Annotated in this window: 13 protein-coding genes; 7 read left to right on the forward strand and 6 right to left on the reverse strand. The window is 41.8% G+C overall.

What is annotated here, in order from left to right; translation table 11 throughout:
- Positions 1–66: 66 nt before the first annotated feature.
- On the reverse strand, positions 67–1,980 hold the full coding sequence (thrS, locus tag NYE72_RS12510) for a threonine--tRNA ligase (protein WP_076141504.1): 1,914 nt from the start codon (positions 1,978–1,980) through the stop codon (positions 67–69).
- Between the two features lie 472 nt (positions 1,981–2,452).
- On the opposite strand from thrS, the gene NYE72_RS12515 reads away from it, so the two are divergent.
- The gene (locus tag NYE72_RS12515; protein WP_036686237.1) at positions 2,453–3,121 is read left to right on the forward strand and encodes a TraX family protein; all 669 of its coding nucleotides are present in this window, start codon (positions 2,453–2,455) and stop codon (positions 3,119–3,121) included.
- A gap of 92 nt (positions 3,122–3,213) precedes the next feature.
- Positions 3,214–4,731, forward strand: a complete 1,518-nt coding sequence (locus tag NYE72_RS12520; RefSeq protein ID WP_081383565.1) for a copper amine oxidase N-terminal domain-containing protein — start codon at positions 3,214–3,216, stop codon at positions 4,729–4,731.
- Between the two features lie 98 nt (positions 4,732–4,829).
- Here NYE72_RS12520 and NYE72_RS12525 read toward each other — a convergent pair whose 3' ends face one another.
- Complete coding sequence (locus NYE72_RS12525; RefSeq protein WP_076179010.1) at positions 4,830–6,227, reverse strand: metallophosphoesterase; 1,398 nt, start codon at positions 6,225–6,227, stop codon at positions 4,830–4,832.
- A 272-nt stretch (positions 6,228–6,499) separates the two neighbouring features.
- Between NYE72_RS12525 and NYE72_RS12530 the strand changes: the two genes are divergently transcribed.
- Complete coding sequence (locus tag NYE72_RS12530; RefSeq protein ID WP_038570356.1) at positions 6,500–7,099, forward strand: nitroreductase family protein; 600 nt, start codon at positions 6,500–6,502, stop codon at positions 7,097–7,099.
- Between the two features lie 71 nt (positions 7,100–7,170).
- Entirely contained in the window at positions 7,171–7,365 is a 195-nt protein-coding gene (locus NYE72_RS12535) for a hypothetical protein (RefSeq protein ID WP_036686240.1), read from the forward strand.
- 83 nt (positions 7,366–7,448) lie between these two features.
- Here the strand turns inward: NYE72_RS12535 and NYE72_RS12540 are convergent, their stop codons facing one another.
- Together NYE72_RS12540 and NYE72_RS12545 are read right to left on the reverse strand one after the other, a co-directional pair.
- The gene (locus tag NYE72_RS12540) at positions 7,449–8,606 is read right to left on the reverse strand and encodes a peptidylprolyl isomerase (protein ID WP_038570359.1); all 1,158 of its coding nucleotides are present in this window, start codon (positions 8,604–8,606) and stop codon (positions 7,449–7,451) included.
- 185 nt (positions 8,607–8,791) lie between these two features.
- A complete protein-coding gene (locus NYE72_RS12545; protein WP_036686243.1) occupies positions 8,792–9,127 on the reverse strand; it encodes a hypothetical protein in 336 nt (111 codons plus the stop codon).
- Between the two features lie 206 nt (positions 9,128–9,333).
- Between NYE72_RS12545 and NYE72_RS12550 the strand changes: the two genes are divergently transcribed.
- On the forward strand, positions 9,334–10,440 hold the full coding sequence (locus tag NYE72_RS12550) for a lactonase family protein (protein ID WP_038570362.1): 1,107 nt from the start codon (positions 9,334–9,336) through the stop codon (positions 10,438–10,440).
- A gap of 137 nt (positions 10,441–10,577) precedes the next feature.
- Here the strand turns inward: NYE72_RS12550 and hfq are convergent, their stop codons facing one another.
- Positions 10,578–10,799 carry an RNA chaperone Hfq gene (hfq, locus tag NYE72_RS12555; RefSeq protein WP_036686247.1) on the reverse strand — a complete coding sequence of 74 codons (222 nt, stop codon included), beginning with the start codon at positions 10,797–10,799 and terminating at the stop codon, positions 10,578–10,580.
- Positions 10,800–10,910: 111 nt separating this feature from the next.
- Between hfq and NYE72_RS12560 the strand changes: the two genes are divergently transcribed.
- Entirely contained in the window at positions 10,911–11,552 is a 642-nt protein-coding gene (locus tag NYE72_RS12560; protein ID WP_036686249.1) for a phosphatase PAP2 family protein, read from the forward strand.
- A 68-nt stretch (positions 11,553–11,620) separates the two neighbouring features.
- Here NYE72_RS12560 and NYE72_RS12565 read toward each other — a convergent pair whose 3' ends face one another.
- On the reverse strand, positions 11,621–12,124 hold the full coding sequence (locus tag NYE72_RS12565) for a hypothetical protein (RefSeq protein WP_076101670.1): 504 nt from the start codon (positions 12,122–12,124) through the stop codon (positions 11,621–11,623).
- A gap of 184 nt (positions 12,125–12,308) precedes the next feature.
- On the opposite strand from NYE72_RS12565, the gene NYE72_RS12570 reads away from it, so the two are divergent.
- On the forward strand, positions 12,309–13,352 hold the full coding sequence (locus tag NYE72_RS12570) for an aromatic acid exporter family protein (RefSeq protein WP_038570371.1): 1,044 nt from the start codon (positions 12,309–12,311) through the stop codon (positions 13,350–13,352).
- The last annotated feature ends 25 nt before the right edge of the window (positions 13,353–13,377 follow it).

The raw sequence follows: 13,377 nt of genomic DNA on the forward strand, positions 1-13,377 counted from the left end.
TGAATAGGTTATAAAGAAGGGGCTGTCTCAAACGTAGTTTTTCTACGATTAGACAGCCCCTTAAATTTATCTCTTACTAATAATCTCTTCATTAATCTGTTTAATGATGTCTTGGATACTCTTCGAACCAAGATCACCTTCACCACGTTTTCTTACAGAGACAGTGTCGGAATTTTTTTCGTTCTCCCCCAGTACGAGCATGTAAGGTGCTTTTTCAAGCTGAGCTTCACGAATTTTGTAGCCTAACTTCTCATTTCGAATATCTACTTCGACACGAATGCCAGCCTTCTCCATTTGATGCTTCACTTGCAGTGCATAGTCAACATAGTTCTCAGAGACTGGCAATAACTTCGCATGAACAGGTGCGAGCCACAGTGGGAAAGCTCCAGCGAAATGCTCAGTAATAATCCCCATAAAACGATCGATCGATCCATACACAGCGCGATGGATTACGACCGGGCGATGTTTAAGATTATCTTCCCCGATGTAAGTAAGATCGAATTTCTCTGGCATTTGCCAATCTAGTTGGATTGTTCCACATTGCCAGCTTCGTTTTAGCGCATCTAAGATATGGAAATCAATCTTAGGTCCATAGAACGCGCCATCCCCTTCATTCACTCGATATTCGATCCCGAGATTGTCTAATACATTTTGTAAAGATTGTTCAGCCTGATCCCATAATTCTTCAGATCCCATATAATCTGCCGGCCGAGTAGATAATTCAATCTTATACTCAAAGCCGAACACTTGATAAATATGGTCAATCAGTGAGATTACCCGTCTTATTTCATCCTCGATTTGCTCTGGCAAAACGAAGAGGTGAGCATCATCCTGGCAGAAAGTGCGGACTCTCATCATCCCGTTAAGTGCTCCAGAATATTCATGGCGATGCACTTGACCGAATTCCGAGATACGGATAGGCAGTTCCCGGTAGGAATGCAGATTGTTTTTGAAAATTAGCATATGCCCAGGGCAGTTCATCGGCTTAAGGGCAAATTTTGTTTCATCTACATTTGTGAAATACATATTGTCCTTGTAGTGATCCCAGTGCCCCGACTGCTCCCAAAGCCGATTGTTCATCATCAGCGGTGTACGAACTTCATCGTAATCTCTCTGTCTTTGTAATTCCCGGGCAAAGTTCTCAAGCTCTGTACGGATTGTCATTCCCTTGGGAAGATAGAAGGGCATGCCTGGCGCTTCTTCAGAGAACATGAACAACTCAAGTTCTTTGCCGAGCTTACGGTGGTCACGTTTTTTAGCTTCTTCAAGAAACAGTAAATGTTCCTCTAACTGCGCTTTTTTAGGAAAGGCAGTTCCATAAATACGTTGCAGCATTTTGTTATTGGAATCTCCACGCCAGTAGGCACCCGCTACATTCAACAGCTTAAAGGCTTTGACCAAGCCAGTTGAGGGAAGATGTGGCCCACGGCAAAGATCGGAGAATTCACCTTGATCATAAATAGTTAATACTGTGTCTGCCGGCAGATCATGAATAAGCTCCAGCTTTAAAGGCTCATTCAACTCTTCAAAAAGTTTAATGGCCTCTGCGCGGCTCACCACACGGCGGACAATCTGGTGATTCTCTTGGATGATTTTCGCCATTTCTTGTTCGATTGCAGCAAGATCATCAGTGGATAGAGGTTTCTCAATATCAATGTCATAATAGAAGCCGTCTTCGATAACAGGACCTATGCCTAGCTGGACAGCTTTATCTCCATATATACGTTTTATGGCCTGCGCCATGATATGTGCAGTACTGTGTCTATAAACCTCAAGACCGTCTTTGCTATCCAACGTAACAATATCGAGCCGGCAATCATGTTCGATCGCTTGGTTTAGATCAACAGATTTTCCATCAATTTTTCCAGCTACAGCATTTTTTTTCAGACTGGTACTTATGGCACCTGCTGCTTCTTTAATCGTTGTTCCTTGCAGTACCTCTCTAAATGTTCCATCTTGCAGTGTTACCTTGATCTTCATGATTTTAGCCTCCGTTTCTCAAATATTGTTAGTTGTGAACGCAAAAAAACGCATCTCTCCCAGAAAGGGACGAGTGCGTTCAGCTCGTGGTTCCACCCTAATTCGACCTGTCACATGGACAGGACCTCATTGGTATCCGATATCGGGGATAAATCGGTGCCGCATACTACCGAAAAACAAAGTTCTACGGATTCAGCGTCACGGCTACAAAGGGGTAACTTCACAACCGGTAACTGGAGAAGCTTGCAGCCTGGACTTCTCTCTCTGGACAGTTCGTGTAGGAAATCATGTCTTTGATCATTGCCATATTCTGTTGCTAGTTAATATTACTCAATAGTATTCGATAAAGTCAAGGGGGGAGGTGCACAGAAAGCGGATGATCGTTTCTCCGCGTTCTTCATTTGCTTATTGGTAAAGGAAATGAGGAAGGGCTTGGCGAATTTATATTTCAACATGCTTAAGGAGGATTGTAATGCAGATTATTGCCATGCTGACGATGCTAATCGACCATATTGGCTATATCTTTTTCCCGGAGAATCTTGCTTGGAGATATGTAGGGAGAATAGCTTTTCCGATTTATTGTTATGGGCTTGTGCAGGGACATATTCATACTTCATCCAGACCTAAATATTTATTACGGTTGCTCTTGATAGCGATTATTGCTCAGATTCCCTATAATTTAGCGCTAAATTCTGGTGGCTGGAACGTGGTGTTTACGTTATTGCTGTCGGCAATCGTACTGGTTATTTTGGACAAACTGCCTTCACTATGGCTAGGTATACCTGTGGTAATTGCTGCTATAGTGTTAATGGATTATTACCCTATAGATTATAACGCGTACGGTTTGCTCTTAGTATTGATTTTTCGTTATACGAAATCGTACTGGCTTGTTGGAGCCCATTTGGCACTGAATCTATTCTATATGTTTTATAATTATTGGGTTGTACAGATGCTAAGTATTTTACCTACCTTGCTGATTGCTTTTACGCCTTTGATTTGGAATCGCTTGGAGCGGCATCGGGTTCCGCGCTGGGTGTGGTGGTCATTTTATCCTGCACATTTACTGATGTTGGCAATAGTTAAGGCTGTAATTTACAAGGAATGGGCTCAGATCGAATGGCGAAGTTTGTTGAATATTTAAACATTTTACAATAAAAGGAACTTTGATTTACAAAACTTACCTTAGCTGAGATAATGGATTGATTTCACAAAATAAGATGAAGGAGACATGCTATGAGTAGAGTTAAAGCAAAAATGAAGTGGTTTTTGCCTTTTGTCGCACTGATGCTAGTTCTTGCCGGCTGTCAGTCGGTAGGGGGGTTCGATGTTAATAAGGCGTTGATTGGGGATGTTGATGTTAAATCATCAGAATCCAGTATGACTTTTTCCATGAATGCTGAGCCCATAGAGGGAATTAGCACGGAAGATAAGGAAATGGTTGATCTTATTAATTCTTTTTCCTTGAATATTAGTAAAGCTAAGTTACAAGATAATGGGAGTTTATCGGCCCAAGGAACTGTTGGTTATAAACAATTGGATATTCCATTCACCTTGTTTATGGACAAACAAACACTTGCTTTTACAGTTGAAGGAGCAAAACAACCGTTCTACTTCCCTGTACAAGGATACGATGAAATCTTAGGTGAAGTAGGCTTGGATACGGCAAAAGCTGAAGATGTCAGTAAGCTGTTGACGAAATTCGTTGTTAAGAATCTTCCTAATCCTGGCGTAATCAACATTACACCGGTTAGTGATGCTGTGTATGGCGAGCAGTTGAACATGACGAAGCTGCATGCAGAAGTGACGGGTGATGAGCTTCCTGCACTGTTAAAAGGCTTCCTGAAGTCTGTCTCCAAAGACACAGAAGGTTTTACTGAATTGGTAGGTGGTCTTTACGACTATCTGTACCCTGTGATCAAAGCTATGGATGAAGACGGTTCTGGCGATATTTTCAATCTTGGATTCGGAGATATTCCACTGGATGATAAAGAAGCTGTCGTAACTGTATTGCATGATGCTGCCAAATTGGCTGTTGATGCATTGCTGCTAGTATATGACAATCAAGTGGACAGTCTTTACAAATCAACTCCTGAGATTAAGACTGTGTTGAGTAAGGATACGAAGTTATCTGTTGATATTTTCGTTGATAGTGCTCTGCATGTGCGTAAACAGAATGTTGATCTGAAAGTGGCGCTTCCGGGTACCGAGGATTTCCCACTGAAGAGTCTCTCGCTTAAAGCTTCCAGTCAGGTTTGGAACATTGGCGGTGCTGTAACTGCTGATCCAATCAGCACTGAAGGTGCACTTGATATTTCTTCCGGGCTTACACCTGGAGAGACTTTGAGAAACTTTGCCCCAGATTCTGATGTATATCGTATATTGAAGGATGATCTGGGCATTACGAAGAGAACCATTGTTATCGAACCTGATGACGAATATTATTACCCGATTGTAGACAAGAACACTACTTATATCCCACTGCGTTATTTGGCAGAAGATTTAGATGGTACTGTAGAATGGGATACTGTCAATCGTGCAATTAACGTTACTGATGGTGTGTACGGAGATAAACTGGTGTTCAAAATCGGTTCTTCCGAAGCCTTGATTAACGGCACGGCTGTAAAGCTTGCCCAACCTGTATTTGTTGACGAGTATGGCGATGCATATGTATCCTTGCGTCTGCTTGCTGAAGCGCTTCATGCTACTGTGTCGGTAGATGAAGATGGTTGGATTACTATTGTACGGAACTAGTTGCATCTTAACGATTAATTAACACAATAAACCCAGCTTCCATCTGACGCATAAATGCGAGTGGAGGCTGGGTTTTTTATATGAAATACATAAACCAGTTATTGCTTCGTTAATACCACCTCTAAAGCTATATTACTAAGCTCTTTATCCTCTGTCATACTTAGGATGTATCCACCTAAGAAACCTTCTTGTAGGCCTTCCCAAAGCTTGTAACCTGGCATCGCTTTAATATCTTCTGAGGAGCTGCCGGCTGTCCCCGCGAAGTATCTTACATTTAGCTTGGCCATTACCTCTGCCATCGATGCCTTTTCAGACTGCGTAAAGGAACTCTCCTTTAGACCATCCATAGCTTTGTTATAAGAGTTTGTAGCAAAAATATCCTCAGCATAGGTCTTAAAGTTTAAAAGATTCTGATCTGTAATGCCATTAGCTTTAGCCCATCCTTCTACATTTAAGGGCATTGCTTCATAATTGACGGTTCTGCTCAGAGGATCGAAGGTCATCGCTCCATATTGATGTGGATAAACAGCCATTGCACTTGTTGCGATATCATAAATTGGCATTACTTCCGAAGAAGTTGCCGGGTCTACCTGGATGTCCTGCATATGGATATGGCCTGACAAGACTAAATTAAGTTCATTTTCACGAAGTAACTTTATTGTTTCCTGACTGTTGTTAAGTTTAAAGCCTGAAACAGACATAGAGGTGTGGCTTAGTAGGTTGTGGTGCATAACCGTGAGGACAGAAGCATGCTCCTTAGCAGCTAGTTTAACAGAATTATCTATCCATGATAGGGTAGAGGCGGTCAGGCGTCCGTCCGTTTGGGGGAAACCGTATTTCTGATTGTTATGATATTGGCTGCTGTCAATCATAAGGAGCCATAAATTTGGAGCTGCTTTAACGATGTAACTTAGCGATTCTTTATCACGTGATACAGCCTCTTTGTAGCCGAAATTCTCATACATCTTGGTAAAGTCTTTGTCTGTAATAGAATCCGTAACGAGCTGCTTATCCCCGCTGAAGGATCTGGCCCAAGGATTAAATAGATCATGGTTGCCTGGAATGACATAAACAGAGGTTCCCTGCGCTTCAATTCGCTTTAGTTTTTGGGTTAGCTCCTGATGGCTGCTGCGTTCTCCGTTATTTGTTAAATCTCCACTGAGGATGAGAAAATCAGGCTTCTGCTGCTCAGTATCATAAACCAGGGTTTCAAGGATTTCATCACTGTAAGGCAGCATTTTCCCATCACCGCCAGTTACATATTTCTGAAAAGCTGTACCGCCATCCTGAAGCTTCTTATCTAAGAAGTGAGTATCCGTTGCCACCCAGAAAGTGAGGGGGTGAAGATCAGTCGGATCTAGTTCTGTAAAGGTCAAATTAGACGAATTTGTGTCTTTACAGCTAGTTAGAGCCAAGCTCAGGAAAAGGAGCAGCAACAAAGAGGTAAAGACTGATTTTTTATGTCGAACAAGGGCTTTCTTGCTCAGAAAATTCATGATTATAACCTTCCTTCTATACATTTGCTGCACTATTGTAGCGCATTTTAGCTCGTAGTGTATATCGGAAAAGGAAGAGGGCAGTTTCTAGCCCGCATGAATTGATTAATGATTAATAGATCAGGTGCATAATTAAGCCCATAAATGCGACAATAAGAGTTGGCAACGAATATATCCGACAAAATAAGTTGTGAATAACTGTTGTGTTTTCAGAAAAAAGGTGCTAAGATATACAAAAGTAAGTTACTAAAATTAATGGAGGTAGTTATTTTATGTCTAACAATTTCTTTGAAGCAGTAAAAGGAAGACGTTCCATATATGCCATCAGTAAAGAAACTACGATTTCGGATGCACAAATTGTAGAAATCGTTGAACAAGCGGTGCTACATAGCCCAACTTCATTCAACTCTCAAAGCTCAAGAGCCGTTGTTCTTCTTGGTGAACAACATGATAAGCTATGGGATATCACTACAGAAACATTGCGTAAAATCGTTCCTGCCGAACAATTTGAAGGAACAGCGCAAAAATTAGCGTCTTTCAAAGCAGGTTACGGTTCCGTACTATTCTTCGAAGATCAAACGGTAGTGAAGAGCCTGCAAGAGAACTTCGCTCTATATGCTGAGAACTTCCCAATTTGGGCTAACCAATCCTCTGGTATTCTGCAATTTGTAGTATGGACAGCACTTTCTGAAGCAGGTGTAGGTGCATCCTTGCAGCATTATAATCCACTGATTGATGATGAAGTAAAAGAAGCATGGGGGATCCCGCAAGAATGGAAATTGATTGCTCAATTGCCATTTGGTAAAACCGTTACTCCTGCTGGTGAGAAACAATTCCAACCGGTTGAAGATCGTGTTAAAGTCTTTAAATAAGTGAGATAAGCGTTTGAAACCTCCTTAACCAGGCTAAGTATGTATATAGACTGGTTAAGGAGGTTTTTTGTATGCCATGGAACAAAGAGGATTATCCAGAATCATTAAAGAACTTCACAGCACCTGTTCGCAATAAGGCAATCGATATTGCGAATGCGCTCCTCGAAGATGGTTATGAGGAGGGGCGGGCGATTTCAATTGCCACAGCGCAGGCGAAAGAGTGGGGGGAGAACCACGATAAACAAATCCGTAAAAAAGGCCATTAAGGCTTAATCAAAGGCCTGAGCATAGAAATAAAAAAAGCAGGACAGCGTTTATTAACGCTTGTCCTGCTTTTTGACGGGCACAATTATTTAGTAGATTCATTTCCTGCTGCTGCGCTTGCAGTTGGCTCAGCTGTTGCAGCTGCATCTTCTTTAGCGTCAGTAAGTGTGTTCGTAATTTTTGCTTTTTCAGTTGTTTCTGACAACCAAGTGGAGGACAGAGTGGAAACCTTTTGCGAAACTAGAGTTTTACGAATTTCATCTTTCTTTTCTTCCAGTGTATAGTCTTTAGCATCTTTATGGTCGGTTACTTTAATGATGTGATAACCATAATCGGATTTCACAGCATCACTGGTTTCACCAACTTTTAGCTTAAAGGCTACATCAGAGAATTCAGCTACCATATCGCCACGTTTGAAGAAGTCTAGATCTCCGCCATTATCCTTGGAACCCGTATCAGAGGATTTTTCCTTGGCAAGAGTAGCGAAATCTGCGCCTTCTTTCAATTGTTTCAGAATTGCATCTGCTTCTTCTTTAGTCTCAACGAGAATGTGGGAAGCGCGAACTTGTTCTTCTTCACTGAAAGTAGCTTTATTTGTGTCATAGTATTCTTTGATTTCATCATCCGTTACAGTGACTTGTGGCTCAAGGATTTTACGCAGCTTTACTTGCAGCGGCATTTGCTTTTTCAAGTCGTCTACAGTCATTGAGCTTTGGGACAAAGCAGCATTAAAGGCAGCCTCTCCGCCGAATTGTGCTTTAAGATCTTCAAGTTCAGTGTTGATGTCTTCATCTGTAACAGTTACGTTGGCTTTTTTAGCCTCTTGATCAACAAGCTCAGTAGTAATCATAGATTGCAGCGTGCTTTCTCCGCCTGCTTCGATCAATTTATCATAAAGTTGTTCTTTTGTGATTTTTGTTCCGTTTACTGTTGCAACAGCTTTTTTGCTGTCGTCTTTTTGGACGACCAGAACAATGATTAGTGCTGCAGCTAATACGATAGAGGCAATCATCCAAGCTTTATTGCTTCTAGGAGCAGTCGGAGGTGTAGGTGGCGTAGCGTTGTTCGCACCGACTTTGTTCATTACTGGAATACTGTCTGCTTTTGTTGTATTCACAGGTTCCTCAGCAGCTGCTTGCGCTACTTCAACCTCTTCATTGATAATCTCGGAAGTGTTCAAATCTTCTTCCGTGGTTCCGTTGTTTTCTAAGTTCTCATTTCCATTCAGATCTTTTTTGTCCATTATTAGTAATGACTCCCTTCAATATAGGTGTTGCTTGTCTATTTACAACTTTAACAGAAATCCTAATCCTAAACCTTAAGAAAGTATAAAAAAAGGCAGGATCTTTTTAAGTTTCTATTAATAAAAAGCAAAAAGCCGGAAATGGCATCAGTAACATGCCCTTCCGGCTAATGGGAATAAGATGTCTACTTCAGTCCTTTCAGAAGATGACGAATGCTTTCTTGTTTTCGTCTTGGGACACGTACGTTTTTAGCATACAGGCCCATTTCACCGAAATAAATGCAGTCATCTGCGATAGAGCTGATCTTGTTCAGGTTGACATAACAGCCACCGTACACATGATAATAACTTGAATTGGACAACAATCGATTTAATTGCTCGGCAGTCATTCTCTTTTTTATGTTATAGTTTCTGCCGTGAAAAATGACCAAATCATGGTCCCCGACCTTAAAGAACAGAATGTCTGTCTCCACCTCGAAGTCCTCGTACACATTTCTGGCTTCCAGCAGGATGCTACTCATTCATGTTCCCCCTTTATACGGAATAAAAGACTAATGTTAGCGCTTTCATTATATCACAACAGTTAATCGTTGGAAAGACCCATTTTTGAATTGTTTCGTACATTTCTAACTTTATCGTTTGTAATTAACGTTTAAAAATTGTAGATTATATAGATGATCACATCTAATGAGTGTGAAGTAGCAATACTTTGAGGAGGAATATAGAGATGAATGAGCAGAATAAGTTATTGCTGTTTACAGGTTCTTATGCAAGTGCCGCAGAAAGCGGAGTGCAGGTGTTTGAATTCGATGGAGCTGCAGGTGGTACGCTAAAGCTGCTGGATTCGGTGCAGGGCTTAACTAATCCTACCTTTGTTAATGTAGATGCCGCAGAGAAACGTCTATACGCTATAGGAGAAAAACCGAATGGTGAGGGTGGAAAAGAAGGCGAGGTTATTTCCTTTGCTATTGATCTAAAGGATGGGAAATTGAGTGAACTGAAACGCATTCCCTCCATGCCTGCCTCTGGCAATCGTCAAACAACCACCTGCCATATCAATAGAGATTTGAATGATGAATACGTGGTTGTATGTAGTTATCATGGTGGAAGTGTTGGCTTGATCAAATTAAATGAAGATAAAGCTGCAGATCAATTAGTTGATGTGGCCGTACATTCAGGTCATGGCCAACATCCTGAACGGCAGGACCGCCCTCATCCCCATTCCGCTATTTTCAGTCCGGACGGGCAGTATGTGTTTGTATCTGATCTTGGGCTTGATTTAATTCGGGCCTATAGAATCAATAGAGAAACCAACAAACTAGAGGTACATGGTGATACGGCGTTGCATCCAGGAGCGGGACCACGCCACTTCACTTTCCATCCAGACGGAAAGTCTGCTTATGTAATTAACGAGGTGGATTCCACCATTACATCGTTTACATATGACAGTGCCGCAGGCACTCTGCACACTGTAGATACAGTGCCGACACTGCCTGATGATTTTGACGAAGAAAATACATGCGCTGAAATCGCTATTTCCAAGGATGGGAAATATCTGTACGCTTCAAACCGTGGGGCTGATAATATTGCCGTGTATGCGGTGGATAATGCTTCTGCTAAGCTTACACATCTTGAATATGTATCTACTCGTGGAGGACATCCACGTCACTTCGCATTGACACCAGATGGAGCTTATCTTATAGTAGCGAATCGTGATGCGAATAACCTGGTTGTATTTTCAATAGAAGCGGCTAGTGGCCGACTCGAATTTACTGGAAATACAGCTGAAGTATCCAAACCGGTATGTGTGAAGCCCGTAATTGTTCCTGCATAAAGTTACTCCGCTTGAAGAGTGAATAAGTGATCTTGGGAAATGCTAAAGGGAACACCGGATATAAAGTCCGGTGTTCCCTTTTTTTTGAAAATAAAAGCCTGTGATTATCTGGTTGATGAGGTGAATGAGGGAGAAGACTATTTGAGCGAAACGGGCTTAAGAGGTACAATAGTGGATACTGCAGATTTGAATAGCACATTTTGCCTGCCATCACCTTGACCTTGTAAAGTGATTGTGAAAGCATCGTACGAGGTTACGAGCCCTTGCATTTTCACACCATTCGTCGTAAAAATCGTCACAGGCACCTTTGTGGAAATGAACTGGTTCAACAATCGTTCTTGCAATTTTAAACTCTCCACTTTGGCAGCACTCCATCTTCTGTGAATTTTTTTCTCTCAATAATTATAACATGGGTTAGTCCCTCACTGGAAATGAGATCAACAGTCACCAGAATAGACATGGAGGTATTTATGCTTTATTATCAGAACTGGTCTAGAGCTTTTCGCTTTTTTTTAGGTTTTGCTGCGTGTTTCGCCGTTATAGCTGTCCTTGTAAGTATGAATAAGGTATCAACCTTTGATAACTATATTATTGATTGGGTACAATCAGCGGAATCACCGGGGTTGACCTCATTCGCCAAAGGTTTATCTCTAATTGGTTCCTCTAAGATCGCTATTGGCATATCTATCGTTACCATGGCACTGCTCTATTTTTTGCTGAAACACCGGTTTGAATTAATCTTGTTCCTATGGGTTGGATTAGGCTCGCAGCTCTTGAATACAATAATGAAGTTATGTTTTCACAGAGAACGTCCGAATTTACATCGTATTGTCGAAGAGATTGGTTATAGTTTTCCGAGCGGGCACTCAATGGCAGCCTTCTCTTTGTACGGCGTTATTGCCTTTATACTGTGGCGTCATCTGCGGCGGAGGCATGAACGGGTCTTATTAATAATGTTCGCTGTATTCATGACCGTGGGGATTGGCTGGAGTCGTATCTATTTGGGTGTTCATTATCCGAGTGACGTTATTGGGGGATATATGGCTAGTGGCGCTTGGCTGATGTTGTCCATTTGTTTATTTCAAATCTACAAGAGCTCGCGTACGAATTAGGATAGATACAAAAACGGATATCTTTCATAGCGCATGAAGATATCCGTCTTTATGTGGAAGAAGATTGGTTAAGGGGTCGTCACATGTTGTTCAGATGTTTTGCGATCCTGGAATTGTCCCATTTTGCTTATTTTTTGCTTCAGCATCGCAGGAAGTCCTGCTTTAAGCTTTTGGGCTTCGTCTTTTGTCAGACGTCCTTCGGTGATGGCTTGATCCAGCCGTTGGTTTGCCGATTCGCAGAGCTTCTGAATATATTGATCTTCCGTCCAGCCTTTTTTCTCAAGAGCAAGCTGCGGGAGCGTTTTGCCTGCTTTCAGGCTATTGATTAGCTCTGTACGATCCATTTCCAGCAGTTTAGCCGTTTCAAAAATAATGAAATGTCCACCAGCCCTAACCTTTCCGTCTTTTCCTGGATGGTGACCGTGACCTTTCTCTGAAGGGTGGGCACCAGGTGCGGTGGCTGTGGGGGTTACTTTCTCAGCAGAAGCACTTCCAATTGGCGCAAGAGCTGGAGACAGGCTGAGAAAAATAACGGTTGTGAAAGTCATTAATCTTTTGATATGGTTATTCATTCACTCACCTCGTATGTTATGTGATAGGCACTACTCGGATTAGTATTCCCTGAAAGCTGAAAGAAACATGAGTGAGAGCTTAAATGTTCTTAAAATTCATCAACTCCAGGCTGGGGTAATTAGAAGTACGAGGGTTCGCTGATGTTCATATTGTAGCGTGGGCTAATTTTTAGGAGGGATAGGTTTGGCTTTAGGAGCTCGCATATTTAAAACAGGTTTGGCCGTTACGCTAGCCCTGTATTTAGCTGTAATGCTTCAATTTCCTTCTGCCGTGGGTGCAGGGATTGCGGCGATTTTCGCTATGCAGCCCTCTATTTATCGCTCTTGGCGTTATTTTCTTGACCAGCTCACGACTAGTACAATGGGGGCCGTTCTGGCTTTACTCGGAGGGATGCTGTTATCCAATAGCCCAATAGCAGTCGGTTTGGTCTGTATTCTAGTCATTATGATCAGTATGAAAATCAACCGGGCGGATACGATAAGTCTTACGTTAGTTACTGTAATAACAGTGATGGAGGCTTCGGGTGAATGGCAATTCGCACTTAATCGCTTTTTATTAACTTTGACAGGTATTGTTTCTGCATTTCTAATCAATATTATTGTCGTTCCTCCAAAACCTCGTAAGCAATACATTAAGCAAATTGAGAATGTTTTTTCAAGCCTCTCTTTATTGCTGAGAACAGCGGTTTCTCATGAGATGAAGGAAAGTGTATTTCGTGATGAAAAAAATGCCTTACATTCATCCATAAAATCGTTGGCGGATAAGTATGCATTGTTTGAGGAGGAGCAGAAGCAGTTAAAACGGGCCAAGTATAGCCAGACTAGACAAATGGTTGTGTATAAGAACCTGTTAGCTTCTTTGCAAAAAGGTTACGATGTTCTCGAGGCTGTAGATCGGCATTATTTCCAGGCGGATCGGACCGAACATACAGATGCTCTATTTGATAATCATTTGGAACATTTAATCAAATATCATCAGCACATCTTACTTAAGTTTGAAGACAAATTAAAGCCCAATGCCAATGATTCCGAACCCTTGGGAGAAGACAATGATGATTTTCTGAATACCGCGATTTTGGGGTATAATGCAGAGAAAATAGGTCAGCTGCGTTTATATGTTGTGGCAGCGGCGATTTATGATTACGGATATCAATTGGAGCGCTTAGATAAAGTGGCCGATCAGATGAATCGTATAGCAGAGGAGAAAGAATCTGTGCACGAAGCCTAAACATAACCTTGTGAAGAGCAACATA

Source organism: Paenibacillus sp. FSL L8-0333, assembly GCF_037965665.1.
Lineage (GTDB): Bacteria > Bacillota > Bacilli > Paenibacillales > Paenibacillaceae > Paenibacillus_AQ > Paenibacillus_AQ odorifer.

What these genes read in the sequence shown, in the direction of transcription:
- thrS (WP_076141504.1), bottom strand. Translation starts at nt 1,980, where the DNA reads ATGAAGATCAAGGTAACACTGCAAGATGGAACATTTAGAGAGGTACTG.
- NYE72_RS12515 (WP_036686237.1), top strand. Translation starts at nt 2,453, where the DNA reads ATGCAGATTATTGCCATGCTGACGATGCTAATCGACCATATTGGCTAT.
- NYE72_RS12520 (WP_081383565.1), top strand. Translation starts at nt 3,214, where the DNA reads ATGAGTAGAGTTAAAGCAAAAATGAAGTGGTTTTTGCCTTTTGTCGCA.
- NYE72_RS12525 (WP_076179010.1), bottom strand. Translation starts at nt 6,227, where the DNA reads ATGAATTTTCTGAGCAAGAAAGCCCTTGTTCGACATAAAAAATCAGTC.
- NYE72_RS12530 (WP_038570356.1), top strand. Translation starts at nt 6,500, where the DNA reads ATGTCTAACAATTTCTTTGAAGCAGTAAAAGGAAGACGTTCCATATAT.
- NYE72_RS12535 (WP_036686240.1), top strand. Translation starts at nt 7,171, where the DNA reads ATGCCATGGAACAAAGAGGATTATCCAGAATCATTAAAGAACTTCACA.
- NYE72_RS12540 (WP_038570359.1), bottom strand. Translation starts at nt 8,606, where the DNA reads ATGGACAAAAAAGATCTGAATGGAAATGAGAACTTAGAAAACAACGGA.
- NYE72_RS12545 (WP_036686243.1), bottom strand. Translation starts at nt 9,127, where the DNA reads ATGAGTAGCATCCTGCTGGAAGCCAGAAATGTGTACGAGGACTTCGAG.
- NYE72_RS12550 (WP_038570362.1), top strand. Translation starts at nt 9,334, where the DNA reads ATGAATGAGCAGAATAAGTTATTGCTGTTTACAGGTTCTTATGCAAGT.
- NYE72_RS12560 (WP_036686249.1), top strand. Translation starts at nt 10,911, where the DNA reads ATGCTTTATTATCAGAACTGGTCTAGAGCTTTTCGCTTTTTTTTAGGT.
- NYE72_RS12565 (WP_076101670.1), bottom strand. Translation starts at nt 12,124, where the DNA reads ATGAATAACCATATCAAAAGATTAATGACTTTCACAACCGTTATTTTT.